A 25,702-nucleotide genomic window follows, 5' to 3' on the forward strand; every position below is an offset into this window, starting at 1 on the left:
AAGCCTTGCTTGTCCTTGCAGCGCGGGCGCGGCGTTGATCCGGATCATCGAACAAGGGTTGCGATTTCGTCCGCGACGACGCATTTTGGCGACGCTGAATTTCGCGCGCGTCGTGCGCTGCCGGGGAGAGCTGGAATATGGCGGGCACATTTGGCCTGGATGGCGGTCAAGCTAAACCGCAGGGCGCGGCAGAGGCGCAGACCACGCCGTTGATCAAAGATGCCACGACCGCGAGCTTCGGCGCCGATGTGATCGCCGAATCCGCGCGCCAGCCGGTTCTGGTGGATTTCTGGGCGCCTTGGTGCGAGCCCTGCAAGCAACTCGGGCCAATTCTCGAAAAAGTCGTGAAAGCCGCCGGCGGCAAGGTGAAGCTCGTCAAGATGAATATCGACGAGCATCCCCAAATCCCCGGCCGGCTCGGCGTCCGCTCTATCCCGGCCGTGATCGCCTTCCAGCGCGCGCAGCCCGTTGACGGGTTCATGGGCGCCCTGCCCGAGTCGCAGGTCCGGACCTTTATCGAACGGCTCGTCGGGCCCCTCGGCTCCGGCGAGGATCAGATCGCCGAAGCCGAAGCCTTGCTCGCCGAAGGCGACGCCGGCGCGGCCGCGGAAATCTATGCGGCGATTCTCGCGGAGGATCCGGCCGATCTCGCCGCAATCGCCGGTCTCGCCAAGCTCTTCATTGCGGCCGGCGAGCTCGAGAGCGCGCGGACGCTTCTCGCTTCGGCGCCTCCCGCCGGCGATCGCGATCCAGGCGTCATCGCGGCCAAAGCGGCGCTCGAGATCGCCGCGCAGGCCTCGTCTGTCGGCGACGCCTTCGATCTCACGCGTCGAATCGAAACCGACCCGGCCGACCATCAGGCGCGGTTCGATCTCGCGATCCTTTTTAACGCCCAAAACGAGCGCGAAGCCGCCGCCGGCGCCCTCCTCGAAATCATCCGTCGCGACCGGACCTGGAATGATGACGGAGCCCGTAAGCAATTGCTTCAATTTTTCGACGCCTGGGGACCGATCGATCCGGCGACCGTCGCCGCGCGGCGCAAACTCTCGGCGCTATTGTTCGCCTGACCGCCGCACGGCCAATCGAGTCAGGACCGCTCTCAGATCCAGCCCCAGTCTAACGCCGAAAGGCCGATCGCTTGGAAGCGATCGGCCTTTCTTTTATTCGGCGATTGAGGCTGTAGTTCCAAGATGCGGGCGGAAGCGGCCTTCGCTTATTCGGCTTGCGGCTCGGCCGGCGTCTCGATCGGATCGACCGGCTTCATCTTGATGTGATGCAGCTTCGTTTTGTGACGCACGCTCACGCTGCGTCCCATGACGATCGGAAAATCCCGCCGGACGCTTGCAACCGCGGAGGGAGCAGATGCGCCATCGTCCCGGGCGGCGGCAATGTCGTTCGAAATAAGGCTCGCCGAAGCGGCGTCGGCGGCGAAAAGGCTGAAGAAAACAATAGTAACAAGGACCTTACGAAGACTCATCGAACGACTCCAAGAACGCCGCGATCCGCACCCACGGGGCGACGAGACTGATGACCCCACAACGTGGCTAAACCCAAAACGTTGCTTCAAATCCTTCACTTGCGCCTCCTGATCCCGTATTTTTTTTCGGCGCGGCGAAGACGGCTAGATCACGATGGTTTTGAATAAGGACATCCAAAAGCACGAAGCGTGATCCAGCTCCGAAAGCGAGAGAAGGATTTGATGCGAAAAGCCGGTTTCCACTTTTTCGTATCCCGTTCTTGTCGGCATTCGGCCAGTGCGTTTACCCGCGAGACCGCAACTCCGTCGAAGACGCAGACAACATCGGATCGAGCCGAGAAAAAGTGCGTCGAATCACACGCGGCTAACTTTGCGCATCCGGCCGCGAGAAATGGTCCGCCTCCAAGGGCAATCGAACCTTTCTATCTCGCTGCGACGCCCACTCCGATCGGGCAAGACACGCCCGTGCCGCCGAGGCCGCAATAACCGTCGGGATTCTTGGCGAGATATTGCTGGTGATAGGTTTCCGCAAAGTAAAAATTCGGGCGATCGACAATTTCTGTCGTAATTGGATCAAAACCGCGTTCGGCGAGGGCCTCGCCAAAGGCCGCTTTGCTCGCTTCCGCAGCAGCACGTTGAGCGCCGTCTGCGACATAGACGCCCGATCGATATTGCGTCCCAACGTCATTGCCCTGGCGCATCCCCTGCGTCGGATCATGACTTTCCCAAAAGACCTTCAAAAGCGCCTCGAACGAAATTTTCGAGGGGTCAAAGGCGACCAAGACGACCTCGGCGTGGCCTGTCCGGCCGGAACACACTTCTTCATAAGTCGGATTCGGGGTGAAACCGCCGGCATAGCCGACCGCGGTGACGTAAATGGCGTCTCCAAGCTGCCAGAACTTACGCTCGGCGCCCCAGAAGCAGCCCATTCCGAAAACTGCTGTCTCGACTCCGGCCGGATAGGGAGGCTTCAGCCTATGTCCATTGACAAAATGGGTCTCAGCCGTGACGAGGGGCTCCGGGCGCCCGGCCAGGGCCTCGGTCGCGGTCGGCAGGGAAAGTTGTTTGCGGAGGGAAAACATGAGCCGCTCCAAGAGCGCGAGTTCGAAACGGCGTTCCGGCGACAGCCGGCGCGTCTTTGCGCATTTAGTGCGGCGCGAAGCAAAGTGAAAGCCATCTCGCCATTCACATAGCCCGGAAGCCCGCCCGGAGCGAAGCGAGCCCGCGACGCCAGGGCGAGAAAACTCAGCGGCTCGAATATCCGATCGTCGGTCGCGGCTCGCGGGCGAGACGGAAAAACAGGAGGCCGAGCGCCGCCAGCCCAAGAAAAGTCGGCAACCTGAGCAAATCGACCAGGACAGGATCATAGAGGTAGGGATGGGCGCGCGCCTGCACGACCTCCTTGAGCAAAGCGAGCTTCACGGGGGCCAAGGCGGCGGCGGTTTGCTCGAGATCCATCACGATCAGGCTCTTGCTGGCGATCGAGCGCGTGGCGTCGATCATTAATGCGGCGAAGGCCGTCGCGAGCAGCAAGAGGCCGAAAAAGCGCAATGTCGAGCGAACCATGAGATCTTGAGCGGCTTGCGGGAAGTGTGCGGCCCTCCACTCCCATATCGGCGCCGCGAACGCCAGCATATTCGCAAGCGCGTGAGGCCACCCGTTCGTTCGCGGGAGGCCGGAGCCGCCAATCGCCGAGCTTCGCAAGTCGCGAGATCCGCGGCTCAGGCGATCGGCTTGCCGCTCGCCGGCTCGCGGCGCAAACCGTCCGCAAGAAAATGGAGTTCAATGAATTCGTCCGCCTGGCGACGCAATTCGTCCGCGACCATGGGAGGTTGGGTCAGAGCCGTCGAGACGACAGAGACCCGCACCGACTTGCGCTGCAGCGCCGCGACGAGCGGAGAAAAGTCGCCGTCGCCAGAAAATAGCATGACGTGATCGACGTGAGCAGCAATTTCCAGCGCATCGACAGCCAGTTCCACAGCCATGCTTCGCTTGACCTTCCGCCGACCCGCCGTGTCGGTGAATTCCTTGGATGGTTTCGTCACCACCGCGAAGCCATTGTAATCGAGCCAATCGATGAGCGCGTGGATCGGCGCTGCCTCATCGGCCACAGCCGTATAGTAAAAGGCGCGAAGCAAGCGCCCCCGGCCTTGGCAATCGAGCAGCAAACGCCGGAAATCGATTTCGAACCCTAGGGATTTCGCCGCCGAATGCAGGTTAGCCCCATCGATGAAAGCCGCGAGCTGATTTCTATTTTTTGTCATGCCGGCTCACTTTGACCCTGTTTTGACGTTCTCGCTAGCCTGCCGCGACAGGCGTAGTCGAAATAAATTTGATTGATGACCGGGCCCGCCCGGGATGGAAGCTGCGTTGCGCCGGAAAGCAGAGCGAGCCGGCAGGCGCGTATTCTCACGCACGGCGCAGTCCCTCGGATTCACCCGCCCGAAATGCAGGAGCCGTATTCGACGCGTCGCAGGTAGGACGCCCCTCGACAATCTTCGCGTTGAGGTCCCGCGCGACGTCTTCCCACTTTCGCAATGGCGTCGCGCGAATTTTCGCCTGGAAGGATCGCCGGGTCTCCGCGTTGAGAAGAGCGCGAACAGCCGCTTTCATCTCCTCGGCGTCGTAGGGCGAAAAATATTGGCAGAGATCGCGCCCGACAAAGGGGATCGAGCCGGCGTTCGAAGCCGCGCAGGCCTTGCCGAACCAAAAGCTCTCGCCGACCGGCAAGCCCCAACCTTCGAAATAGCTTGGAAAAACCGTGAAGCGACAGGAGGCGTAAAGCCAACGCAGTTCGTCGTCGCTCGGCGCCTCGACGAATTGGACGAGGTCGCCGGCGGCGTCCAGCTCATCCAGCCTCGCCAGGGCCGCGTCGGCCTTCCATCCGCGCCGTCCGGCGACCACGAGCTTCGGCAATGACTCGCCGAATTCGACCGCAAGCTCTTCCCAAGCGAGGAGGAGCGCGAGGTGATTTTTCCGGATCTCGACAGTGCCGACGCAAAGCGCGAAATCTTCGCCGCGCAGGCGCGCGAGCCGGGACGAGGCCTCGCATAAGCACTCGTTTCGCTGCGCGCCCGGAAATTCATCCGCCAAATGAACGATAGAGATTCGCGCTACAGGCCCCGCATCGCCGCGCCCTTGCCAGACGCTCTCCAGATCGCGGCGGTTGCGCGGCGTCGTCACGATGAAATGTGCCGGAAGGCGTAGCATCGCCAGATATTCGTCTCGGAAGTCATGGCCGGTGAAATAGGGCGTGACGAGCGGAATCAGATCATGGAGCAGGACAATCAGATTGGCCCCGCGATCGGCCGCGCGGCGGCAAAATTCGATGATGTCGCGATCAATCCAAAAGGCGCCGCCGATAAAGACAGTGTCGCGAGCCCCAGGCTCGGGCGGCTCGGCCCGGCGCAACAGAGAGCGATATTTAAGGCGACTGACGACATAGGCGACGACGCCGGCCGGCGACCAATGAAAGTCGACGAAGACAGCCCGCATCAGCCGAAACATCGTGTCGACGTCGCCATCCGCAGCTTCGAGCAAAGGCCGCAGATCGCGCCATTTCCGATTCCTTAAAGCGATTACGCGGAGGCTTTGGCGCGTGCGCCCGAGACTCGCGGCGATCTCGAGCTGAACGCGCGGAATGCCGGCCCAGCTGTCATGCCAGATGGCGTGGCACAAGACATCGCTGAGATCGAGATAGACCAAGCCCTGCTCGGGTGGTTCGTCCTCTCGCGCGGCGTTCCGCGCCAAGGCGTTAGCAAGGCTCCGGGGCCGGCCACCGGCGTCGAAGCTTTCGCGCGGCCTGTCGAAAGGCGGCGCAGCGCCGACGCGCTTCGCCAGCGCATGAAAAACTCTCAGCGCCAACCGAAGTGCGCAGCCGGTGAAGGCGCTGGGCAGGCCCCCGAGCTTCGCGGTCGGCGACGCAGACGCGGCCATCGCCAGCCGCCAAAGGTCGTGGGACAAAAAATTGGCGGCGTCGTCGGGGCCGACGAGCCCGTGGAAAAAGAAAACCATTTGAGCGTCCTCGAAGCGCTGGCGTCGGGAAACGACGCGCGATCGCGTTTGGCGTCGAGCGCGGCGAAATCTCAGCGCACGGCGGCGATGGCGAATGACGGGCTGATCGCAAAGTCCGAAAGGCGCATCGCGGATCGCGCCAGGTCTCTGCTCGGCTCCGACGACGGTTGAGAGCATTTCCCCGCGACCGCCATTGGAACGGTCAGGGCGATAGCGACAGCCAGGAAGAGCCCGGCGCGGCGCAGGGCGGCGAGATGTTGCGAAGCCTGCGCCCGCGGTGACCCGCACGAACAACGGCATTGGCTGGACGGGCGAGCTTTCATCGTAGCCCTTGAGATCGTTTCGGGCATTGGCCCTCCGATGTGTGGGATAAGTTCACACACACCTTATATGTGGGTATTTCTCCCACGTCAAGCGGCTTGTGGGATTGTATCCCACTTCAATTTCCGGCATATGCTGAAGGCATGTCGCAAAATTCGGAATGCGCGCCGCCCGATCCAACGCAGCTTCAGGCGCCTGTCGCCCGACTGCTCCGGCCGCTCGTGCGGCTTTTGGTCCGGAGCGGGATCACATTTCCGGCCCTTTGCGATCTTCTCCGTGAGCTTTACGTGAATGTCGCCGAGCACGACTTCGCCCTGCCCGGAAAGGAGCAGACGGACAGCCGAGTGAGCCTGCTCACCGGCATTCATCGCAAGGAGGTGCGACGGCTCCGAGGGGCCGGCGCCCCAATCAGCGCGGCCCCGGCGAGCCTGTCGCGGACGAGCCGCATTATCGCCCGCTGGCTTGCCGCGCCCGAATATACGGATTCCGAGAACAGGCCCCTCCCGCTCCCCCGCATCGCCCTGCGGGACGGCCAGCCGTCTTTCGAATCGCTCGTCGCCTCGGTCACCCGGGACTTGCGCGCCCGCGCTGTGCTCGACGAGTGGCTAGACAGCAAGATCGCGACGATCGACGCCGAGGGCCGCGTGGTTCTCGCGGAGGCCGCCTTCGTTCCCCGCGGCGGAAGCAAGCAGCAGCTTTACTATTTCGGCCGCAATCTCCACGACCATGCTGCGGCGGCCGTCGCCAATGTGCTCGGCGAGGAGCCCCGCTTCATCGAGCGCGCCGTGCATTATGACGGCCTATCTAGCGCTCTCGCGCAGCGGCTCGAGCAACGCTCGCGCGAGCTCGCCGCCGAAGTCCTTCAACAGATCAATCGGGAGGCCCACGCCGCTTGCGAAACCGACGCCGGCGGCGAGTCCCGGTGGACTTTCGGCGTCTATGTCTATCGCGAAGAAGAACCTTCGCCACCGGCGCCCGTAGAAAAACCGCAGCAAGACGAGCGCGGCCCATGATTGATCCCTCGCGAAGAAAGATCCTGAAAGGGCTCTTCGCCGCCGTTTCGGCGGCGTTTGCGCATCCCGACCGCGCAGAGGCCGGAACCTATCTCGATCGCGGGATCGGCGGCACGGGTGCGACCGCCGAGCCGAAGGAATCGGAGCGCGATCGGGGAATCGGCGGAACCGGCGTCATTGGCACCATTCGGCGCTTCGGCAGCATCTTCGTGAATGGATTGCGGATCTCCTATCCCGAGGACGTGAGCGTGAGCCTCGACGGAACGCCCGGGCGACTCAGCGACCTCGAGCTCGGCCAAATGGTCAGGGTCGTCGCCCTGCCGCGCGACGGCGGCTTGTCCACCCGCAAGATCGAGGTCTCGAGCGAAGTCGTCGGACGCATCGAGAGCGTCTCCCTCGACGGCTTCGGCCTGCTCGGCCAGACGGTCTCCACCGTGGAACTGCCAAAGGCGGGATCGAAATGGCGAATCGGCGACCATGTCGCGGTGAGCGGCCTCCGGCGTCTCGACGGAACGATCGTGGCGACCCTAGTCGAAAAACGCCCCGGCGACGCCGAGCGCGTGGCGGGTCCGCTCGTCGCCGGGCCTGATGGTTCGGCCATGGTCGGCCGGTTGAAGCTCGCGGGATTGGACCCCGCCCTGATCGGCCAACGCGCCATCCTGACCGGGCGCATGTCCGGAAGCGTCTTCGCGGTGTCCAGCGCGCAGAGCGAACTCGCCTTCCTGACTCGCGGCGTGAAGGACCTTTCCGTCGAGGCCTATGTCGAGCGCGTCGGCTCGGGACTACGCCTGGGCTCCGGGCTCGTCGTTTCGGGTGAGGCCGGCGATCTGCCGCGCGGAAAAGCGGTCGTCGCCGTGATCAACGCGGGGCTCGAGCGCAATGGCCGGCTGAAAGCCCGATCGATCCGTATTGATCGAAGCGGCGGCGTTCCCCGGCCCGGGGCATCAGATCGCAGAGGCGACGTCAATCAGCAGGGCGGCTCGGGCGCGCCCGGCGCCGCTGGCGGAGCTGGAGACGGCGGCGAAGCCCCCGGCTTCACCCTGCCCGGCGGCTCCGGAACGCCAGGCGGTTTCGACGCATCGGGTGGAATAGGCTCTCCCACTGGCTTAGGCGCGCCCGGAGGCCTCCCCGGCGCAGGAGCGGGAGGGTTTGGAAATCCCGGTGGGCTGAGCGGAACGGGAGGCGGATTAGGACCCGGCGGCTTCGGCCCGCCGGGGGGTGCTGGCCGGCGTTAGAGCCGGGCGAGGAAACCTGGGAGCCGACGCGCTCATACGGCTCTCGCTCATGTTCGGCATGGGCGCCTTTACGTCAGGCGGGCTTACAAAGAAGCTTGGTGAAGCGCCCATCGGCGTGGATGAGAAAGAGATCGCCGCTGAAATAGAAATATTCGCCGGTGAGGCCCTGCGCGGCAAATTTCAGCTGAATGTCATTGTTCGAAACAGTCTTCGCTTTAGTCGGCTGCTGCGCGCCAGAAAAGCCGATCATAACCGGCTGCTTCTGCGCGATCTTGAGGGAGACCGTTTCTTCGGTCGGAAACGGACCGCCCTTCGCGTAGCTATTGCCCGCGCAAACGAGGTTGAGTTCGCCCTCCGCCGAGGCGCTCCCCGAAGCGCCTCCAATGCAGACGCACGCCGCGAACAGTCCGGCGAATATGCGCGCCGCTCTTTTATTGCGTTCGAGTTCCATTCCGACCACCCCTCGAAAAACCGCCGCCGCCCCGCGCGATTGCGCCCCAGCGAATTCGCAGCAGCGCGCTACTCCTGTCAATGGCCGGCCGCGGTCTCAAGGAAGGCTGAAGGAGAATCGCGGACTTCCTTAGGAGCCTGAACAATGAGAAACTCAAGGTCAAGCTCGACACCGGGCGCAGCCTATTGAACGGTCGATAACGGGGAAAGATTCAATGGCCGACGCGGCTATATCGGAGAAAGTCCAAGGACGAACTCGGCCGATGACAGGGGCCGAGCGGAAGGTCATCTTCGCCTCTTCGCTCGGAACGGTTTTCGAATGGTACGACTTCTATCTCTATGGATCTCTCGCGACCATCATCGGCGCGCAATTCTTCAGCCAGTTTCCCAAGCAGACCGCCGATATTTTCGCGCTTCTCGCGTTCGCCGCCGGCTTTCTCGTGCGGCCTTTCGGCGCGCTCGTCTTCGGCCGCCTCGGCGATCTCGTCGGGCGGAAATACACTTTCCTCATCACCATTCTGATCATGGGCTCGGCGACCTTCATCGTCGGCCTTTTGCCGAACTATGACCGGATCGGGATCGCCGCCCCCATCATTCTGATCGCCGCCCGTTTGCTGCAAGGACTGGCGCTCGGCGGCGAATATGGCGGCGCGGCGACCTATGTCGCCGAACATGCGCCGAACGGACGGCGCGGATTTTACACATCCTGGATCCAGACTACGGCCACGCTCGGACTATTCCTCTCGCTTCTCGTGATTCTTTTCACGCGCACGATCTATGGCGAGACGAATTTCGCCGCTTTCGGCTGGCGCGTTCCTTTCCTCGTTTCCGTCATCCTGCTCGCGATCTCCCTATGGATTCGCCTGCAGCTCAACGAATCGCCCGCCTTCGTCCGGATGAAGCAGGAAGGCTCCGGCTCGAGGCGGCCGCTGTCCGACGCATTCGGCAATTGGACGAACGCCAAACTCGTGCTGCTCGCGCTCTTCGGCCTGACCATGGGCCAAGGCGTCGTTTGGTATGCGGGACAGTTCTACGCCCTGTTCTTCATGCAATCGATCTTGAAGGTCGACGGCTATACGGCGAACCTGCTCATCGCCTGGGCCCTGCTTCTCGGGACGGGCTTCTTCATCGTCTTTGGCTGGCTGTCGGACAAGATCGGGCGCAAGCCTATCATCATGGCGGGCTGCCTGCTTGCGGCCGTCACCTATTTTCCGATCTTCAAGCAGATCACATTGAACGGCAACCCGGCCCTTTACAGCGCGCTGCAAAACGTCAAGGTCGCCGTCGTCGCCGATCCGGCCGGTTGCGGCAACCTGTTCAATCCCATCGGCACGCGGGTGTTCTCCACGCCATGCGACATCGCGCGGGACTTTCTCGCCAAGAACGCCGTCAAATACGCGAGGGTCAAGGCTCCCGCCGGCTCGATCGCGAAAATCAAGATCGGCGACAGTGAGATCGCGGCCTATGACGCCGCCAAGGTCGCCGACGCGAAGGCCGCCTCCGCCGAATTCGGCAAGGCGGTGTCCGCGGCTCTGCAAGCGGCAGGCTATCCGAAGGCCAATGATCCAGGCATTGTGAAAATGGCCAATCCGATCGACGTCTTCCAGCCGCAGGTCGCCAAGATCATCGGCCTGCTCTTCCTTCTCGTGATCTATGTCACCATGGTCTATGGGCCGATCGCGGCGGCGCTCGTCGAGTTCTTCCCCACGCGCATCCGCTACACCTCCATGTCGCTGCCCTATCACATCGGCAACGGCTGGTTCGGCGGCCTCCTGCCCGCGACGGCCTTCGCCCTCGTGGCGCAGACCGGCGATATTTATTATGGACTCTGGTATCCTATCATCTTCGCCTTCGCGACTTTCGTCATCGGCTCGTTTCTCGTACCCGAAACCAAAAATCGCGACATTTATGCGAACGACTGATGCTGCGCCGGTTCGGCGGAGCGATCGGCCTCAGGCGCCGTCCCTCAACTCCCAGGTCGGCGCCATTTCCTCCAAGACCCGGCGGATCGCCGGATGCCGGCTGCTGCCCGCGAGATAACGGGCGACCGGCGGATAGGCCGAAAGCAAGGCCGCCTTGCCATAGGCGGCCGCGGTCTTGCGAAGCATGAACAAAGCGGGCGCGAGCTCGCAATCGGCCAAAGTCAGTTGCGCGCCGAGCGCAAAGGGCTCCTCGCCAACATAGGTTTGCAGCGACGAGAGGCCGCGCACCAAGCGCGTCAACCAGACCCCCGGGTCCGGATCGGGCGCTGCGGGATCGGCGCGCCGGGCGAGCTCGACCAAGGGCGTCATGATGTGCAGCTCGCCGATTCGCTGCAGCAGGCGCCCGCGCGCCCGCGCCTCCGCCCCTTCTGGCCGCAAGGAGGGCGTCGGAAACTTATCCTCGAGATATTCCATGATCGCGGCGGATTCCGGCAGCGGCGTCCCGTCTTCGAGAATGAGGCAGGGAATCGTTCCGACCGCGTTGATGGCGTGGAACTCCGCCGAGAGCAGTCCGCCCGGCGGCGGCTCGATCTCGACGTCGAGCGCCTTCGCATAGACCGCAGCGCGCACCGGCGCGGAAAACGGCGAGCTATCTTCCGAATAGAGCTTCATCTTGCCATGCTCTTTTAAAATTGCGGCGCTCAAGCCCCGACTGACAGCAGCAGTCGCTCGACCATCGGCCTATAGCCCGCGCCGAAAAGCCGCAAGTGAACGAGCGCCGGCCAGAGGCGATAAATCGCCGCCGCTCGCCATGGCCATGGTCCAGAGGCCCGTAGGCCGCGAAGAAAGCCGGTGCCGGGGCGTCGAACAGGCCGAGCATGGCGAGATCGACCTCGGCATGGCCATAATAGCAGGCCGGATCGATCAAGCCTTCGACCCGGCCGCCCGCCGCCAGAATATTGCCGCTCCAGAGATCGCCATGAAGAAGGGCCGGCGCCGGCCGCGCCGGCAAGCGGTTTGCCAGATCCGCCGCCAGCGCCTCGACGCGCCGCCCCAGAAACGCGGCCAGTCCTCGCTCCAGCCGTTTTCGATCGCGACTTGCCCGAAGGCGTAATCGGCCGGCCAGCCATAGCGGGGCCCAAGGCTCGCATGAAGCGTCGCCAGAGCTTCGCCAAGGCTCGCCCAAGCGCCGTTCACGCCGCCGTCGGAGGGCAGAGGCGCCATGACCAATGCCTCGTCGCTCGCGGCCAGAACGGCGGGCGCCGGCGCTCCGGCGGCGGCGATCGCGCGGAGCATCTGGGCCTCCGTCCTCGGCGCAGGCCCGTTCTTGACGATGGCTTCGCGTCCGTCGTCGAGAATGATTCTGAGAACCTCTGAGAGGTCGCCGCCATGAATCGGCCAGGCGCGGCGCAAGACGCCGCCGAGCAGCGCGGCGCCGATCTCGGCGAGGCCGCTCACGCCGATGCGGCGAGCCGGCGCGCCAGCCCTCGCGCGCCCAGCGTCGCTTCGGCCCATGCGATCTCGAAGGCGGCCGCGTCGCCATAATAGGGATCAGCCACCGCCTGGCCCCCGCGCGGCCTTCGACATGGTCGAGCAGCAGGCTGAGCTCGGCGCCGGCGTCAGCGGGGCGGATCGCCTCCAGCGCGGTCAGGTTTTGGAAGTCCAGCGCGACAATATGGCTGAACCGGCGAAAATCATGGGCGCTCACCTGCCGCGCGCGATAGGCGCTGATGTCGACGCCATGACGAAACGCGACTGCCTGAGCCCGCCGATCCGGCGGCTCGCCGACATGCCAGTCTCCGGTTCCGGCGGAATCCGCTTCCGCCTCGAGCCCGATCCGGGCGATCTCGACCCGGAAGGCGGCTTCGGCCAGCGGCGAGCGGCAAATATTGCCGAGGCAGACGAACAGGACGGCGGGCTTGGCGGACACGGCTTGCGATCCTCCGTCTTCGGCGAAAGATGTGATAGATCCCGTGCCCGCGCTTGGACCATGCTGGTTTCGGACAATCAATCCAAAATCCGCGTGATCGGCGCCGGCTGCTTTAGGGTATGTTCCAAAAAAGTTGACTGACTTTTTCGATCGGAACGCGCTCTGGCCATGGGCGAAAGCGCGGCTTACAGGGACGAACCTGAGCGTCGCTGCGCCGAGGCCCGACATGAACCGCGTCGCAAAAGCGTGCAGACGAACCGCGGCCTTGCTTCGAGAGCGGAGGGCGCAATTGCGCCTTTCCTTGCGGGTGACCGTCTCGGTCGCGCTCGCCTTCATCATCGCCCAGGCGCTGAGGCTTCCGCTCGGCGGCCTCTGGGCCATCTTGACCGCCGTCGTCGTGACCCAGATGAGCGTCGGCGGCTCCCTGAAAGCGGCGCTCGAATATTCAATCGGCACGGTCGGCGGCGCGATTTACGCGGGCGCGATCGCCGCGCTCGTCCCCCATCAATCGGAGCTGGCGTTGCTCGGCGTGCTCGGTCTCGCCGTCGCGCCGCTCGCCTTGCTCGCCGCGCTCAATCCCAATTTTCGGATCGGGCCCTTCACGGCGGTTCTCGTCGTCCTGGGATCGGAGGCGACCCATGCAGGCCCGATCGCATCGGCGTCGACCCGGGTGCTCGAGGTCGCGCTCGGCGGCGGCGTCGGGCTTCTGGTCTCCTTGCTGATCCTGCCGGCCCGCGCCCATGTCATGGCGAATGAAGCCGCCGCCGACCTGATCGATCTGATGGCGAGCGCTTTGCCGAGCCTCTTTTCCGCCTTCACCCGCAAGACCGATCGCGCCGCGATCCTGAGAATTCAAAGAAGCCTGGGCGACGCCTTGGCGCGCTTCAACGCCGTCGAAAGCGAGGCGACGCATGAGCGGCGCGTCACGCGCTACTCGAATCCGGCCGAGCCGCGCTCGCTCCCGCGCTCGCTATTGCGGCTGCGCCATGATCTCATCATGATCGGCCGCGCCGGCGCGGCCCCGCTCGCGGAGCCCCTTCGAGACCGGCTCGGCCCTCTGCTCACGCGCGTCGGCGCGACGGCGGACGCCTGGCTCCGCGCGACCAGCGACGCTCTCCTCGCCGGCCGCAACCAGCCGCCTCTCACAGCCGTCAATGGCTCGATCGAGGATTTCATGGAGGAAATCAACGCGCTGCGCCGTGACGGCGCGACTCGAGCGCTCCCGAGCGACGCGCTCGAGCACTTGTTCGCGCTCGGCTTCGCCCTGGAGCAGCTGCGCGAAAATTTGAAGGATCTCGCCGCGAGCGTGACCGATTGCGCCTATTCCTCCATGTGAATGTCCCGACGCCACAACGAGAATTTAACTTTGTGAGACTCATCCTGGACGGATCGCTCGGGCTCGGCGCGGGTCGCGAACTCCGCCGTGTCCCGACCGTGGCGTTTGTTGACGAAAGCGACGAAGATGCGTGCAAAATTGCGGCATATTGCGCGACTGCTGCTGGACGCCTTGCGCGGTCCGCGCGTGGCCCGTCCCGAAACCAGCGATCCTTTTGAGCTCGACGCATTCTACAACCGGCGTTACGCGCCGCGCAGGATCGTCCGGGCGTCGAGCCCGCCGCCTTATCCGCGCGATCCGGCCTGACCGGGCTCCCGAGCATCGGACCCATTCATCGCCGAATGCGCGGATCTTTGCTAGGTTCGCTGCGAAGCCAATTTCGTAGCGGAGCCCCTTGCGTGCAGATCGCGACTTGGAACGTCAACTCGGTGCGCCAGAGGACCGAGCATCTCCTGCGCTATTTGCGCGACAAGGCTCCCGACGTCCTGTGCCTCCAGGAACTGAAATGCGTCGACGAAGCCTTCCCGCATGCGGAAGTCGAGGCGCTCGGCTATAATGTCGCCGTGCAAGGCCAGAAAGGCTTCAACGGCGTCGCCATTCTCGCCAAGGCCCCGATCGAAGTGACGCGCGGCCTGCCCGGCGATCCAAGCGACGAGCACGCGCGCTATATCGAGGCGCTCGTTCCCGACGGCGCCGGAATCGTCCGCGTCGCCTCGATCTATTTGCCCAACGGCAATCCGCCGCAGACTGACAAATACGCCTATAAGCTCGCCTGGATGGATCGGCTCATCGCCCATGCGAGATCGCTTCTGCCGCTCGAGGAGCCGCTTGTTCTCGCCGGCGACTATAATGTGATCGAGTCCGCGCGCGATTGCTATGATCCGGCGGATTGGATCGGCGACGCGCTCTATCTGCCCGACACCAAGGCGCGCTTCCACGCGCTCCTGAACCTCGGACTGACCGACGCCTTGCGCGCGACGACAGACGCCGCCGGCCTCTACACGTTTTGGGATTATCAGGCGGGCGCGTGGCAGAAGAATAAAGGCATTTGCATCGATCACGTCTTGCTGTCGCCCCAGGCGGCCGACCGGCTGGTCAAGGTCTCGATCGACAAGGAGCTGCGCGGCGAGGATAAGCCCTCCGACCATGTGCCGGTCAGGATCGAGCTCGCCAGCGCGGCGTAGCGCCTTACGATGAGGCGAGCGCTGGGATGACGCCGGCCAGCGCGCCGAGGACGACGACCAGAAGCGGCGGCGCCCGCCAGGCCGTCAAGAGAAGGAACCCGCTCAGCGCGAGCGCGAAATCGGCGCGCGTCGAGACCGCGCCGACCCAAAGCGGGTTGTAGAGCGCCGCGCCGAGCAGGCCGACGACGGCGGCGTTGACCCCACGCATCGCCGCATGCGCGCCGGGTCGACGCCGGAAAGCCTCCCAAAAAGGCAGCAGGCCGAGAAGCGCCAGCAGGCCGGGAATGAAGATCGCGAGGAGGCCGATCGCCGCGCCCTCGATCCCATTCGGCGGCGGGCCAGCCACGGCGCCGAGATAGGCGGCGAAGGTGAAAAGCGGTCCGGGCACGGCTTGAGCCGCCCCATAGCCCGCGAAAAAAGCCGTGTCGCTGATCCAGCCCGGCGCGACGACCGCCTCGCGCAGCAGCGGCAAGACGACATGGCCGCCGCCGAAGACCAAGGCGCCCGAGCGATAGAAGGCGTCGAAATAGGCGATCCCCTGGGATTGGGTGAGTCTTTCCAGGATAGGCAAGCCGGCGAGAAGCGCAAAGAAGACGCAGAGCGCCGCGACGCCCGCGCCGCGCGAGACTGGGGTCAATAGCCCGTAGATTGCGTCGGCGCGCATCGGCTCCGCCCGGCAAAGCCAGAGGCCGGCGACGCCGCCCATGACGATGGTCGCGATCTGCGCGGCGGAGGACGCGCTGATGGAGAGGATCGCGACCGCGGCGACGGCGATGGACGCCCGCTCGCGATCCGGGCAGAGGGTTCTGGCCATGCCCCAGACCGCCTGGGCGACGATCGCGACGGCCACGAGCTTCAGCCCATGCAAGAGCCCTTCTTCGGCGGCGCCATGAAACAGGCTCGCGCCATAGGCGAACATGACGAGGATAAGGGCCGACGGCAAAGTGAAGCCGGCCCAAGCCGCGAGCCCGCCGACATAGCCGCCACGCACGAGGCCGATGGAAAATCCGACCTGGCTGCTCGCCGGTCCCGGCAGGAACTGGCAAAGGGCGACAAGATCGGCATAAGCGGACTCGTCCAGCCATTTTCGGCGCGCCACGAATTCATCCCGGAAATAGCCGAGATGGGCGATGGGACCGCCGAAACAGGTGAGGCCGAGCCTGAGAAAAACAAGGAGAATTTCGAGCGGGGATCCGACAGCCTTTTGCATTGCCGTCATTGCGACGCTCGTCCAGCAGGAGGCTGGGGCCGCAACGCCCGCACCGCGTCCTCGACGCTGCGAAACAGCCGATGCGGTCCGAGCGCCTTGTCGATCCCGAAGCGCTTCAAGGCGTTTTGCGCGCGCACTGATTCGAGGCGCGCGATGGCGAAAATAATCTGCTCCTCCTTGCACTGACGAATGAGGCTGCGCAATGTTTGAGCGGCGGTGAAGTCGATTTCCACAATGGCGCTCGCTTCGAGAATGGCGAGCCGGGTCGGCTGCGGCGCGGCGCGCAAAGCGGCCAATACGTCGGCGCGAAAGCGAGAGGCGGTGAGGAACGATAAGGGCGCCTGGAACGCCAGCACGCGCACCTCCGGCAAAGTCTCGCCGTGATGATCGGGGACCGACGGCCACCAGACCGTCGTTCCCGGCACGCGCTCGAACGAGATGACATGGGCGCGCGTCACGCTCCAGACGCCATGCAGCAGCGAAAGCGCGACGCCGATCGCCACGCCCTGCTCGATGGGCATCGCCACGATGGCGGCGAAAGTTGCGACGACGAGCAGAAATTCGCCGAAGGACTGGCGAAAAATCGTTCCCATCTGTTCGACCCGGATGATTCGCAGGGCCACGAACAGCAGAACTCCCGCCAGGGCGGCGGCGGGAATCCTGGTCAGGAGCTGCGCCCCAAAAACCGCCACGGCGAGCAAAATCGCGCAGGCCGCGAGGCCGGCGAGTTGCGAGCGCCCGCCGGTCTCCGAGACGATTGCCGTCCGCGGCGGGCTCGCATCGACGGGAAAGGCCCCGACGATCGCGGCCATGACTCCGCCTACGCCGACGCCGAGAAAGTCGCGATCGACGTCGGGCGCAGCATCGAGATTGGAGGGAAAGGCGCGTGTCGTGGCCGCTGTCTGCACCATGACGACCAAAGCGATCAGCAGGCTCAACGGCAGAAGTTGCGCCAGCTCCGCGATCGAGGCTGTCGGCGCCTTCACGGAAGGCCAACCCGCAGGAACCGTCCCGATGACGGCGACGCCCTTGCCCTCCAGCCCAAAAGCGGCCAGCGCGACAGTGGCGAGAACAAGCCCGATCAGCGCTCCGGGAATGCGGGCGCTGACCAGTTCCGACAGGACGACGATCGCGAAGACCCCGAGGCCGATCGCCAGGGTGAAGCGGTTCGCCTCATGAAGATGCGCGGCCAAATAAGCGCCCCGCTGAAGAAGGGAACCGGCTTCATCCGCGATCCCGAGGACGCTCGGCAGCTGCGAGACAAGGATATGGATCGAAATGCCGGCCAGAAAGCCCGTCGTGACCGGAATCGACAGGAGATCGGCGATCCAGCCCAGCCGGAAGAGCCAGCCGGCGACAAGGGCTAGTCCGACCATCAACGCCAAGGCTGCGGCGAGCGCCCCATAATGCGGCGACCCAGCCGCCGCTAGAAGCGCGACCCCGCCGGCGAAAATCGGCGCTATGGTCGAATCGGCGCCGCATGACAAGGAGCGGCTCGCGCCAAAAAGGGCGAAGCCGAGCGAGCCGGCGATGAAGGCGAAAAAACCGATTTCCGGCGAGAAGCCGCCGAGACGCGCCGTGGCCATTTGCTCGGGAATGGCGATCGCCGCCAGAGTGAGCCCGGCGACGAGATCGCGCGGCAAGTCGCTAGGGCGGTAGCCGGCCAGCGAGCGAAAGACGGGCCATCGGCTGCCGGGCTGGGGCGCTGAATTGGTGGAGCCATGCGCCGCCGCCATGCAGTCTACACCCCGCCCTCGATGTGACGACTTGTCGTGAAGGGCTCGCTGACCCAGCTATAGACTGCGGCCGGGCCGACGCCAAGAGCCCCTCCCGCGCCGACTAGCTTGCGGTGGCGTTTCGATGAATGCTACATGGCGCAATCGAGGCGCAATTGCGGCGCGCCACCTCGATCCGAGAGCGATCCCGCGCGTCGGTCACTTTAAAACGGAACCCGCCGCCGGAAAACGAGGCTAAGATTATGGGGCTGAAACTCGCGATCGCTGCGTCTCTTGCATGCATCCTCGTGTCCGCGGCCGCCTCGGCGCGATCCACATCGCTGGAGCGGGAGACCGCCGCTTGCCAGGACGACGCGGTTCGCCTTTGCGGCCCCTTCATTCCCGACCACGGCAAGATCCACTCCTGCCTCGTCACTTACAAAGCCTATATCAGCCCGGCCTGCCGCGCGCTCGTGGCGCCGGCCCATCATGGCCATCACCACAAGAAGCATTAGATCTTGGAGCGCGCTCCAAGATCAATAGGCTGGGACGCGCCCTAGGTCGATGAGCCGGCGCGGCGAGACTCGCCGCCGGCAAAAAATTCAAAGCTCGACGCTGCGCTTCGCGCAGCGCGCTTACGTTTAGAATCCCCCTGGGCAGCGGATTAGAATTCCGCGCGGCGACGCTTTGCGGCCGGCGCAGATCGATTCCACACAGAAAATTAAGCGCGAAGCCTTGCTTTCGCCCGACCGCTCGCGCGCTAATCATCGCTACGAATCGGGCGAGACGCGCGTTGCGCCGCAAATCCATTAACTAAAGGTTAACGAGCCTCGCCCGGACTTGCAGTAAGGCCGGAGGCTTATCGCGGCATGAGGGCTGCGCCATGAAATTCACCAAGCTCCGCTTGTCGGGGTTCAAGACCTTTGTCGAGTCGACGGACTTTCTCATTGAGCCAGGTCTGACGGGCGTCGTCGGGCCCAACGGCTGCGGCAAGTCCAATCTCGTCGAGGCCATGCGCTGGGTGATGGGCGAGAGCTCATCGCGCAATATGCGCGCCTCCGGCATGGACGACGTCATCTTCTCCGGCGGCGGCAATAGGCCGGCGCGCAATATGGCGGAAGTCGGCCTCGTCATCGACAATGCGGACCGCGCCGCGCCCGCCGCCTTCAACGACAGCGACATCATCGAGGTCAGCCGCCGCATCGAGCGCGAATCCGGCTCGACCTATCGCATCAACGGGCGGGAAGCGCGGGCGCGCGACGTGCAACTCCTATTCGCCGACGCGTCGAGCGGCGCGCGCTCGCCGGCCATGGTGCGCCAAGGCCAGATCGGCGAGATGATCTCGGCGAAGCCGCAGGAGCGCCGCCGCATCCTCGAGGAGGCCGCGGGCGTCGCCGGCCTCCATTCCCGCCGGCACGAAGCGGAGCTGCGCCTCAAGGCGGCGGAGGACAATCTCTCGCGCCTCGACGACATCATGCAGCAAATCGACTCCCAGACGAAGGGGCTCGAGCGCCAGGCCCGTCAGGCGGCGCGCTACCGCAATCTCGCCGCCGAGATCAGGCGCGCCGAGGCCCTGCTCGCGTTGATCAATCACGCCGAAGCGACGAGCGAACTCGCATCGGCCGAACGCAAGCTCGATTCCGATGCGCGCGACGTCGCGGAGCGGACCCGACTTCAAGCCGAATCCGCGCGCCTGCAAGGAATCGCCGCGCATGAGCTTCCTGGCTTGCGTGAGGCCGAGGCGGAGTCCGCCGCCATACTGCAAAAGCTCGTCCTAGCGCGCGAGACCCTGGACGGCGAGGAGCGGCGCGCCAAGGCCCGCATCGCCGAGCTGGAGCGCAGAATCGCGCAAATGACCAGCGATCTTGCCCGCGAGACCGGTCTGATCGAGGACGCGACCGACGTGCTCGCGCGCCTTGACGCCGAGGCGCAGGAACTATCCGAGGCCGCTGAAGCCGAAGCCGAGCTCGAGACGGCGGCGCGAAACCGCTGCGCCGAAGCCGAGATCCGTCTCGCCGGCGCCGAAAAAGAACTCGCGGAGACACAAGAGGCCCGGGCCGCGATCGAGGCGCGCCGCGCCGCGTCGCAAGCAGCGCTCAGGGACGCCTCGGCGCAATTGGCGCGGCTCGAAGCCGAGCTCGCCGAAGTGACGCGGGAGCGCGCCGCGCGCGAAGCCGAGCTCGGCGACGGCGCCGATCGCCTCCTTCTGCAGGCGGCGCTCGAGCAGGCCGTCGAGACCGCCGCTGTCCTAGAAGATGAAGTCGCGGAGGCCGAAACCCGCCACGCCGAGGCGCGCGCGGCCGAGCTCGCCGCACGCGCGCCGCTCGCTGAGGCCGAGCGCAAAGCGCAAAATCTCGCGACACAGGTCCAGACCTTGTCGAAACTGCTGAACGCGGGAAGCGGCGGCTTTTGGCCCGCGGTCACCGAGGAGATCAGCGTCGCCAAAGGCTATGAGGCGGCGCTCGGCGCCGCGCTCGGCGACGATCTCGACGCCTCGACCAATCCGGCGTCCCCGGCGCATTGGGCGCATACGGACGCTGCCCACGATCCGGCGTTGCCGCCCGGCGTGCAGCCCTTGTCGGCTCTCGTCACCGCGCCGATCGCGCTCAACCGGCGGCTCGACCAGATCGGTGTGGTCTTGCGCGGCGAGGGACAGGCGCTGCGCAAGCTGTTGAAGCCGGGCCAAAGGCTGGTTTCCAAGGAAGGCGACCTGTGGCGGTGGGACGGCTTCACCCAGGCCGCCGAGGCGCCGACGCCGGCGGCGCGGCGGCTCGCCGAGAAAAACCGTCTCGGAGATTTGACCGCCGAAGCCGAAACGGCGCGCGTTTTCGCGGACGATTTAAAAGTCGCGGCCGACGCCGCCCAAGCCGATCTCGTCGCGGCGGCGGCGGCCGAGAGCGAGGCGCGGCGCCGGCACAAGGACGCCCTTCGCGAGGTTGAATCCGCGCGCGAGAAGGACGCTTCGGCGGAGCGGCGCGTTTCGGCGGCGGCGGCGCGGCTCTCGGCGCTCGACGAGGCCCTATCGCGTCTTTCCGCCAATCGCGACGAAGCGCTGGAAAAACGGGCGCGCGCCGAGGCCGCGGCCGATGGTTTGGACGCCTCGGCGGAGGCCTCGGCCCGTCTCGAGACGGCGAGGGAGCGGGCGGCGCAGGGCCGCGCCGCCGCCGCCGAAGCCCGCGCCGAATTACAGGCTCATTCGCGCGAGGCCCAGGCGCGGGCGAAGCGGCTGCAGGCGATCGCGGACGAGCGCAAATCCTGGCAGGTCCGCAGCGAAGGCGCGGGCGGCCAGCTCGACGCTTTCGAATCGCGGCTCGCCGAGGCCGCCGAAGAGCGCGAGCGCCTTCTCGAGACGCCCGACGCCTTTCTCTCGACGCGCCGAACTTTGCTGGATCAGATCGCCGCCGCCGAAGAAGCCCATCGGCTCGCGACGGACCAGCGCATCGCGGCCGAGGCGCGCCTCGCCGAAGCCGATCGCCAGGCGCGCGCCGCGCTCGACTCCATGAGCGCCGCGCGCGAGGAGAAAGCGCGCAGCGAGACGCGGGTCGACTCCGCGCGTCGGCGTTGCGACGAAGTCCTGCACGCCATTTCGACGGAGCTCGATTGCGCAGCCGCCGATCTCCCCGCGCTCGCCAATGTCGCCCCCAATGCGGATCTCCCGCAGGCGGGCGAGGTGGAAAAACGGCTTGACCTCCTGAAGCAGGATCGCGAGCGCCTCGGCGCGGTCAATTTGCGCGCCGAGGACGAATTGAACGAGGCCATGACGTCAAAGGCCAGTCTCGCAACCGAGCACGCGGACCTAACCGAGGCGATCCGGCGCCTGCGCCAAGCAATCCAAAGCCTGAATAAGGAAGGACGCGAGCGGCTGGTCGGCGCCTTCGAGACGGTCAATGCGCATTTCAAGGAGCTTTTCACCAGCCTGTTCGGCGGCGGATCGGCCGAGCTGCAGCTGATCGAATCGGATGATCCGCTCGAGGCGGGACTCGAAATTCTCGCCCGCCCGCCGGGAAAAAAGCCGCAGGTGATGACGCTCCTGTCCGGCGGCGAGCAGGCGCTGACGGCGATGTCGCTCATCTTCGCGATTTTTCTGACAAATCCGGCGCCGATCTGCGTGCTCGACGAGGTCGACGCGCCGCTCGACGACGCCAATGTGGAGCGCTTTTGCGATCTGCTCGACCAGATGCGCCAGAAGACGGAGACCCGTTTCATCACTATCACGCACAATCCGATCACCATGGCGCGGATGAACCGGCTCTTCGGCGTGACCATGGCCGAGCGGGGGGTGAGCCAACTCGTCAGCGTCGATCTCGAACAGGCCGAGCGCTTTCTCGAAGCGAGCTGACCAAGCCCCTCGGTCCCCGAGGCGATTTTCCTCAATAGCATTTATATTTATAAAACCAATGACTTAGACGCCCGCGCCTAAGTCTTGACAGGCTCGTGCGCCGACCCTATGGTGCGCCCGGCCGAGAGGAGCCCTACCTCGAAGCTTTTTCTTTTGCTGCAATCGCCCTAAAAGTCCCCCGCTTTCTCGCTTTTCGCCGCCGCGCGTCCTATAGAACCCCAGGATGTTCCAGGCGCAGCGGGAGAGACGCGTGGCTGAACGTGAAACACGGCGCGGCGCAAGCCTTAAGCCGGGCGAAGACCAAAAACGAGGCGAGCAAGAGCGCGAAGAGCAGGACCGTCGGGAAGAAGAAAGCCTAAAAGCCCGGCTCGACAAGCTCACGCACGCGCTCGATGCGCAAAAGGACGCGAGCGGGCATGCTCCCGCCGATCAAGACTTAGGCGCGCCAACAGCCGGGTCTCTCGGAAGCGCGATGAGTCTCGGCTTTCGCGTGCTCAGCGAATTCGTTGCGGCTGTCGTCGTCGGCTTTCTCATCGGTTGGCAAATCGATGTATGGATCGGCACGACGCCATGGTTCCTGCTGATTTTTCTGGCCCTCGGGACAGCGGCGGGATTTTGGAATGTATATCGCATCGCCGTTACTCCCCAGGGTTCGAGAGACGGCGACAAGTGAGTTAACGCGCGAGTTCGTCGCGCGAAGCAGGGCCGGACGGCGCGCCGGACGGATCGAGAGCGCCGGCGGGACTTAAGGCAAGGGATATCAAGCAGTGGCGGAAGAACACACCATGGATCCGATCCACCAGTTCAACATTGAACGGATCGTCAGCCTTCATCCTTTTGGCGTCGACGCCTCCTTCACCAACGCCGCTCTGTTCATGCTGATCGTCGTCCTGGCTTCCGCGGCGTTGATGATCGTCGGAACATGGCCGCGGGCGATCGTGCCGGGCCGGCTCCAATCGGCCGCGGAGATGACCTATGAATTCGTCGCCTCCACCGTGCGCCTTTCCGCCGGGCAGGAGGGAATGCGCTTCTTCCCCTTCGTCTTCACGCTTTTCCTGTTCGTGCTCTTCTCGAACCTGATCGGCCTTATTCCCTACACGTTCACGGTCACCAGCCAGATCATCGTGACCTTCGCGCTCGCCGCCCTCGTCATCGGCATGGTGATCGTTTACGGGCTCATCCGCCATGGGACGCATTTCCTGCATCTCTTCGTGCCGTCGGGCGTCTCGCCTTTCCTGCTTCCCTTCCTTGTGCTGATCGAGATCATCTCCTTCGCCTCGCGCCCGATCAGCCTTTCGGTTCGTCTTTTCGCGAATATGCTCGCCGGCCACATCACTTTGAAGGTGATGGGCGGCTTCGTCGCGACCCTGCTCGGCGCCGGCGCCTATGCGGTGATCGCCCCGCTGCCGCTCGCGGCGACCGTCGCTTTGACGGCCTTCGAGCTGCTCGTGGCGGTGCTGCAGGCCTATGTCTTCGCCATTCTCACTTGCGTCTATCTCAATGACGCAATTCATCCGGGCCACTGAATAAATATTTGAACAACAGATCGGTCGCCCAATCTTCGCAAAGCTCAGGAGTTAGTCATGGATCCCGTTGCAGCTAAATTCATCGGCGCCGGCCTCGCCGCCATCGGCATGGGCGCCGCCGCCATCGGCGTCGGCTTGATTTTCGGCAATTTCTTGTCGGGCGCCCTGCGCAACCCGACCGCCTCCGACGCGCAATTCGGACGCGCCTTCATCGGCGCGGCTTTGGCTGAAGGCCTTGGCATTTTCGCCTTTCTCGTGGCGATCCTCCTGCTCTTCGTCAAGTAACTCTTAAAATCTTGGCGCGCCCGGGATTCTCCCGGACGCGCCGGCTTCGTCCTGGAGAGCCTGTCCGTGAACGATGTGAAAGCCCGATTGGAAACCGTCGCGCAAGCGCTCGCCGAAGCCCTCTCGAAAGGCCTGCGCCTCTCCGGGGAGATTGCCGCGAAAGCCGCGACCGCCAGCGTCGCGGCGGCGTCCCAAGGGCGCCGCTTTATCGAGTCTGAATACGCCAAGATCCAATCAAAGAACCTTTCTCCCTTCGCCTGGTCGCTGATCGCAGCCGGCGGCGCGGGAGCAGCCGCTGCGCTCGTCATCAATTTGGGATCGGCGGTTTTCGACGGCTCGAGCGCCCGGATTTCCCAGCTCGACGGAAGCGTCGCCGCCTTGAGCAGACGGCTCGATTCGATCGAACAAGCGGACAAATCGGCCTTGGCCGCGTCTCGCGAAGCCTTGACTGCGCTCGGCGCTCGCGTCGCTGCGGCGGAGGGCGCAATAAGCAAGAGCACCGAAGTGACAAAATCCACACTCAGCGAGATCCAGAAGACGGTCAGTTCTCAGATCGTCGCCCGCGCCGCGACGTCAGGCGAGGCCGCCGTCCCATCCCCCGACCTCGGCGGCATCGAGCAGCGTCTCGCTGCGCTCGAAGCGAAGGTGACGACGCATGAAGCGCCCGTCGGGGAAGCGTCCCATGCGGTCGAAGGCGGCCATGAAGCCGGGGCCTTCCCGCCTTTCGAATCGGCCAATTTCGCGCCTGTGCTCATCTGGCTCGCGTTGAGCTTCGGCCTGCTCTATCTCCTGATGGCCAAGCTCGCTCTGCCGCGCGTCGAGAACATCCTGCATGCGCGCGCCGCAAAGCTCACCAAGGACATCAGCGAGGCAAACGCCTTTCGCAAGCGCTCGGAAGAAGCGGCTGCGGCGCATGAAAAGACGATCGCCGACGCGCGCGCCAAGGCGCAGGCGCTGGCGCAGGAAACCCATGTCAAGCTCAACGCCGAGGCCGACGCCAAGCGCCATGCGCTGGAGACAGATCTGAACGCCAAACTCGCCGCGGCGGAAGGCAAGATCGCAGAGACCAAATCCAAGGCGATGGCCAATGTCGAAGGCATAGCCGGCGAGGCCGCCTCGGCGATCGTCGAGCGCCTGACCGGACAGCCCGCCGATCGCAAAGCGATCGACGCTGCGCTCACCACATTGAAAGCCTGAGGCTGGAGAATTTCGATGTTCAACGAGGAATTTTTCGTCGCTCTCGGCTTCGCTATTTTTGTTGTTTTGCTCGGCTATCTCGGCGTCCATAAGAAGCTCGGCGCGGCGCTCGATCAGCGCGGCGACCGGATCAAGGGCGAGCTCGCGGAAGCCGAACGGCTGCGCGCCGAGGCCGAGGCGCTTCTCGCCTCTTACGAGAAGCGCCGGGCCGAAGCCGAAGTCGAGGCGCAAGCGGTGGTCGCGCAGGCGCGCGCCGAGGCCGAGCTTCTCGCCAAGGAAGCACATGAGCGCACCGCCGATTTCATCCAGCGACGCACCAAGCAGGCCGAGGAAAAGATCGCATCGGCTGAAGCCCAGGCCATGGCCGAAGTTCGGGCCGCGGCGGCGGACGCCGCGTCCAAGGTCGCCGAAACCGTGCTGAAGGCCGAAGCCAAGGGCGCTTTGGGCGAGGAGCTGATCTCCAAAGGCATCAGCGATTTGAAGACGCTTTTCCATTAGTTCACGATCTTTTTGGATCCTTTCGATCCAAAGTCCTGAACCTGATCGCG

General features: G+C 64.7%; 25 protein-coding genes and 1 pseudogene. 15 read left to right on the plus strand and 11 right to left on the minus strand.

What is annotated here, in order from left to right; translation table 11 throughout:
* Positions 1 to 137 precede the first annotated feature (137 nt).
* On the plus strand, positions 138 to 1,067 hold the full coding sequence (locus tag METAC_RS0112345) for a thioredoxin family protein (RefSeq protein WP_026607273.1): 930 nt from the start codon (positions 138 to 140) through the stop codon (positions 1,065 to 1,067).
* 146 nt (positions 1,068 to 1,213) lie between these two features.
* On the opposite strand, the gene METAC_RS0112350 is transcribed toward METAC_RS0112345, so the two are convergent.
* From METAC_RS0112350 to METAC_RS25220, 5 genes are all read right to left on the minus strand, one after another.
* Positions 1,214 to 1,477, minus strand: coding sequence for a hypothetical protein (locus tag METAC_RS0112350; RefSeq protein ID WP_026607274.1), 264 nt, complete (start codon positions 1,475 to 1,477; stop codon positions 1,214 to 1,216).
* 422 nt (positions 1,478 to 1,899) lie between these two features.
* Positions 1,900 to 2,559: a peptide-methionine (S)-S-oxide reductase MsrA gene (gene msrA, locus METAC_RS0112360; RefSeq protein WP_026607275.1), complete on the minus strand. Its 660-nt coding sequence runs from the start codon at positions 2,557 to 2,559 to the stop codon at positions 1,900 to 1,902.
* 163 nt (positions 2,560 to 2,722) lie between these two features.
* Positions 2,723 to 3,112 (minus strand): hypothetical protein, encoded by a 390-nt coding sequence (locus METAC_RS0112365; RefSeq protein WP_156898205.1) that lies wholly within the window; start codon positions 3,110 to 3,112, stop codon positions 2,723 to 2,725.
* 86 nt (positions 3,113 to 3,198) lie between these two features.
* A complete protein-coding gene (locus METAC_RS0112370; RefSeq protein ID WP_026607277.1) occupies positions 3,199 to 3,741 on the minus strand; it encodes a LabA-like NYN domain-containing protein in 543 nt (180 codons plus the stop codon).
* A gap of 145 nt (positions 3,742 to 3,886) precedes the next feature.
* Positions 3,887 to 5,491 (minus strand): glycosyltransferase, encoded by a 1,605-nt coding sequence (locus tag METAC_RS25220; protein ID WP_198017211.1) that lies wholly within the window; start codon positions 5,489 to 5,491, stop codon positions 3,887 to 3,889.
* Here METAC_RS25220 and METAC_RS26915 point away from each other — a divergent pair, their 5' ends adjacent.
* The 3 genes from METAC_RS26915 to METAC_RS0112385 all read left to right on the plus strand — a co-directional run bounded on the left by METAC_RS26915 (position 5,492) and on the right by METAC_RS0112385 (position 8,060).
* A complete protein-coding gene (locus METAC_RS26915; RefSeq protein ID WP_210162541.1) occupies positions 5,492 to 5,662 on the plus strand; it encodes a hypothetical protein in 171 nt (56 codons plus the stop codon).
* 293 nt (positions 5,663 to 5,955) lie between these two features.
* Positions 5,956 to 6,825 (plus strand): DUF6502 family protein, encoded by an 870-nt coding sequence (locus tag METAC_RS23445; RefSeq protein ID WP_036255547.1) that lies wholly within the window; start codon positions 5,956 to 5,958, stop codon positions 6,823 to 6,825.
* Positions 6,822 to 8,060 (plus strand): DUF5666 domain-containing protein, encoded by a 1,239-nt coding sequence (locus METAC_RS0112385; RefSeq protein ID WP_026607279.1) that lies wholly within the window; start codon positions 6,822 to 6,824, stop codon positions 8,058 to 8,060. Before METAC_RS23445 ends, METAC_RS0112385 begins: the two co-directional genes overlap by 4 nt.
* Before the next feature lie 73 nt (positions 8,061 to 8,133).
* Here the strand turns inward: METAC_RS0112385 and METAC_RS0112390 are convergent, their stop codons facing one another.
* Positions 8,134 to 8,511, minus strand: coding sequence for a hypothetical protein (locus METAC_RS0112390; RefSeq protein ID WP_026607280.1), 378 nt, complete (start codon positions 8,509 to 8,511; stop codon positions 8,134 to 8,136).
* A gap of 262 nt (positions 8,512 to 8,773) precedes the next feature.
* Here METAC_RS0112390 and METAC_RS0112395 point away from each other — a divergent pair, with 262 nt between their 5' ends.
* Positions 8,774 to 10,432: an MFS transporter gene (locus METAC_RS0112395; RefSeq protein WP_156898206.1), complete on the plus strand. Its 1,659-nt coding sequence runs from the start codon at positions 8,774 to 8,776 to the stop codon at positions 10,430 to 10,432.
* Positions 10,433 to 10,462: 30 nt separating this feature from the next.
* Here METAC_RS0112395 and METAC_RS25225 read toward each other — a convergent pair whose 3' ends face one another.
* From METAC_RS25225 to METAC_RS23460, 3 genes and pseudogenes are all read right to left on the minus strand, one after another.
* Positions 10,463 to 11,104: a glutathione S-transferase family protein gene (locus tag METAC_RS25225; protein ID WP_026607282.1), complete on the minus strand. Its 642-nt coding sequence runs from the start codon at positions 11,102 to 11,104 to the stop codon at positions 10,463 to 10,465.
* The gene (locus tag METAC_RS23455; RefSeq protein ID WP_425338910.1) at positions 11,082 to 11,975 is read right to left on the minus strand and encodes a fructosamine kinase family protein; all 894 of its coding nucleotides are present in this window, start codon (positions 11,973 to 11,975) and stop codon (positions 11,082 to 11,084) included. The genes METAC_RS25225 and METAC_RS23455 overlap by 23 nt, the downstream gene beginning before the upstream one ends.
* Positions 11,887 to 12,362 (minus strand): annotated as a pseudogene (locus METAC_RS23460) (low molecular weight protein-tyrosine-phosphatase). The gene METAC_RS23455 and the pseudogene METAC_RS23460 overlap by 89 nt, the downstream one beginning before the upstream one ends.
* Positions 12,363 to 12,588: 226 nt before the next feature.
* On the opposite strand from METAC_RS23460, the gene METAC_RS23465 reads away from it, so the two are divergent.
* The 3 genes from METAC_RS23465 (at position 12,589) to xth (ending at position 14,882) form a co-directional block, all read left to right on the plus strand.
* The gene (locus tag METAC_RS23465) at positions 12,589 to 13,698 is read left to right on the plus strand and encodes an FUSC family protein (RefSeq protein ID WP_051335550.1); all 1,110 of its coding nucleotides are present in this window, start codon (positions 12,589 to 12,591) and stop codon (positions 13,696 to 13,698) included.
* A gap of 126 nt (positions 13,699 to 13,824) precedes the next feature.
* A complete protein-coding gene (locus METAC_RS0112425; RefSeq protein WP_156898207.1) occupies positions 13,825 to 14,004 on the plus strand; it encodes a hypothetical protein in 180 nt (59 codons plus the stop codon).
* Between the two features lie 92 nt (positions 14,005 to 14,096).
* Positions 14,097 to 14,882, plus strand: a complete 786-nt coding sequence (gene xth, locus METAC_RS0112430) for an exodeoxyribonuclease III (RefSeq protein WP_026607284.1) — start codon at positions 14,097 to 14,099, stop codon at positions 14,880 to 14,882.
* 4 nt (positions 14,883 to 14,886) lie between these two features.
* On the opposite strand, the gene chrA is transcribed toward xth, so the two are convergent.
* The gene (gene chrA / locus METAC_RS0112435; RefSeq protein ID WP_026607285.1) at positions 14,887 to 16,101 is read right to left on the minus strand and encodes a chromate efflux transporter; all 1,215 of its coding nucleotides are present in this window, start codon (positions 16,099 to 16,101) and stop codon (positions 14,887 to 14,889) included.
* A complete protein-coding gene (locus tag METAC_RS23470; RefSeq protein ID WP_036255551.1) occupies positions 16,098 to 17,828 on the minus strand; it encodes a SulP family inorganic anion transporter in 1,731 nt (576 codons plus the stop codon). The genes chrA and METAC_RS23470 overlap by 4 nt, the downstream gene beginning before the upstream one ends.
* 128 nt (positions 17,829 to 17,956) lie before the next feature.
* Between METAC_RS23470 and METAC_RS23475 the strand changes: the two genes are divergently transcribed.
* From METAC_RS23475 to METAC_RS0112485, 7 genes are all read left to right on the plus strand, one after another.
* Entirely contained in the window at positions 17,957 to 18,322 is a 366-nt protein-coding gene (locus tag METAC_RS23475) for a hypothetical protein (RefSeq protein WP_051335551.1), read from the plus strand.
* A gap of 368 nt (positions 18,323 to 18,690) precedes the next feature.
* Positions 18,691 to 22,146 carry a chromosome segregation protein SMC gene (gene smc / locus METAC_RS0112460; protein WP_026607286.1) on the plus strand — a complete coding sequence of 1,152 codons (3,456 nt, stop codon included), beginning with the start codon at positions 18,691 to 18,693 and terminating at the stop codon, positions 22,144 to 22,146.
* A gap of 250 nt (positions 22,147 to 22,396) precedes the next feature.
* Complete coding sequence (locus METAC_RS23480; RefSeq protein ID WP_051335838.1) at positions 22,397 to 22,819, plus strand: AtpZ/AtpI family protein; 423 nt, start codon at positions 22,397 to 22,399, stop codon at positions 22,817 to 22,819.
* A 112-nt stretch (positions 22,820 to 22,931) separates the two neighbouring features.
* Complete coding sequence (locus METAC_RS0112470; RefSeq protein ID WP_036255553.1) at positions 22,932 to 23,672, plus strand: F0F1 ATP synthase subunit A; 741 nt, start codon at positions 22,932 to 22,934, stop codon at positions 23,670 to 23,672.
* A 57-nt stretch (positions 23,673 to 23,729) separates the two neighbouring features.
* Positions 23,730 to 23,957 carry a F0F1 ATP synthase subunit C gene (locus tag METAC_RS0112475; protein ID WP_026607288.1) on the plus strand — a complete coding sequence of 76 codons (228 nt, stop codon included), beginning with the start codon at positions 23,730 to 23,732 and terminating at the stop codon, positions 23,955 to 23,957.
* A gap of 66 nt (positions 23,958 to 24,023) precedes the next feature.
* Complete coding sequence (locus METAC_RS27125; RefSeq protein WP_245257475.1) at positions 24,024 to 25,154, plus strand: F0F1 ATP synthase subunit B family protein; 1,131 nt, start codon at positions 24,024 to 24,026, stop codon at positions 25,152 to 25,154.
* A gap of 15 nt (positions 25,155 to 25,169) precedes the next feature.
* Positions 25,170 to 25,652: a F0F1 ATP synthase subunit B family protein gene (locus METAC_RS0112485; RefSeq protein WP_026607290.1), complete on the plus strand. Its 483-nt coding sequence runs from the start codon at positions 25,170 to 25,172 to the stop codon at positions 25,650 to 25,652.
* Positions 25,653 to 25,702: the final 50 nt, after the last annotated feature.

The sequence above is a fragment of the Methylocapsa acidiphila B2 genome, assembly GCF_000427445.1.
Classification (GTDB): Bacteria; Pseudomonadota; Alphaproteobacteria; order Rhizobiales; family Beijerinckiaceae; genus Methylocapsa; species Methylocapsa acidiphila.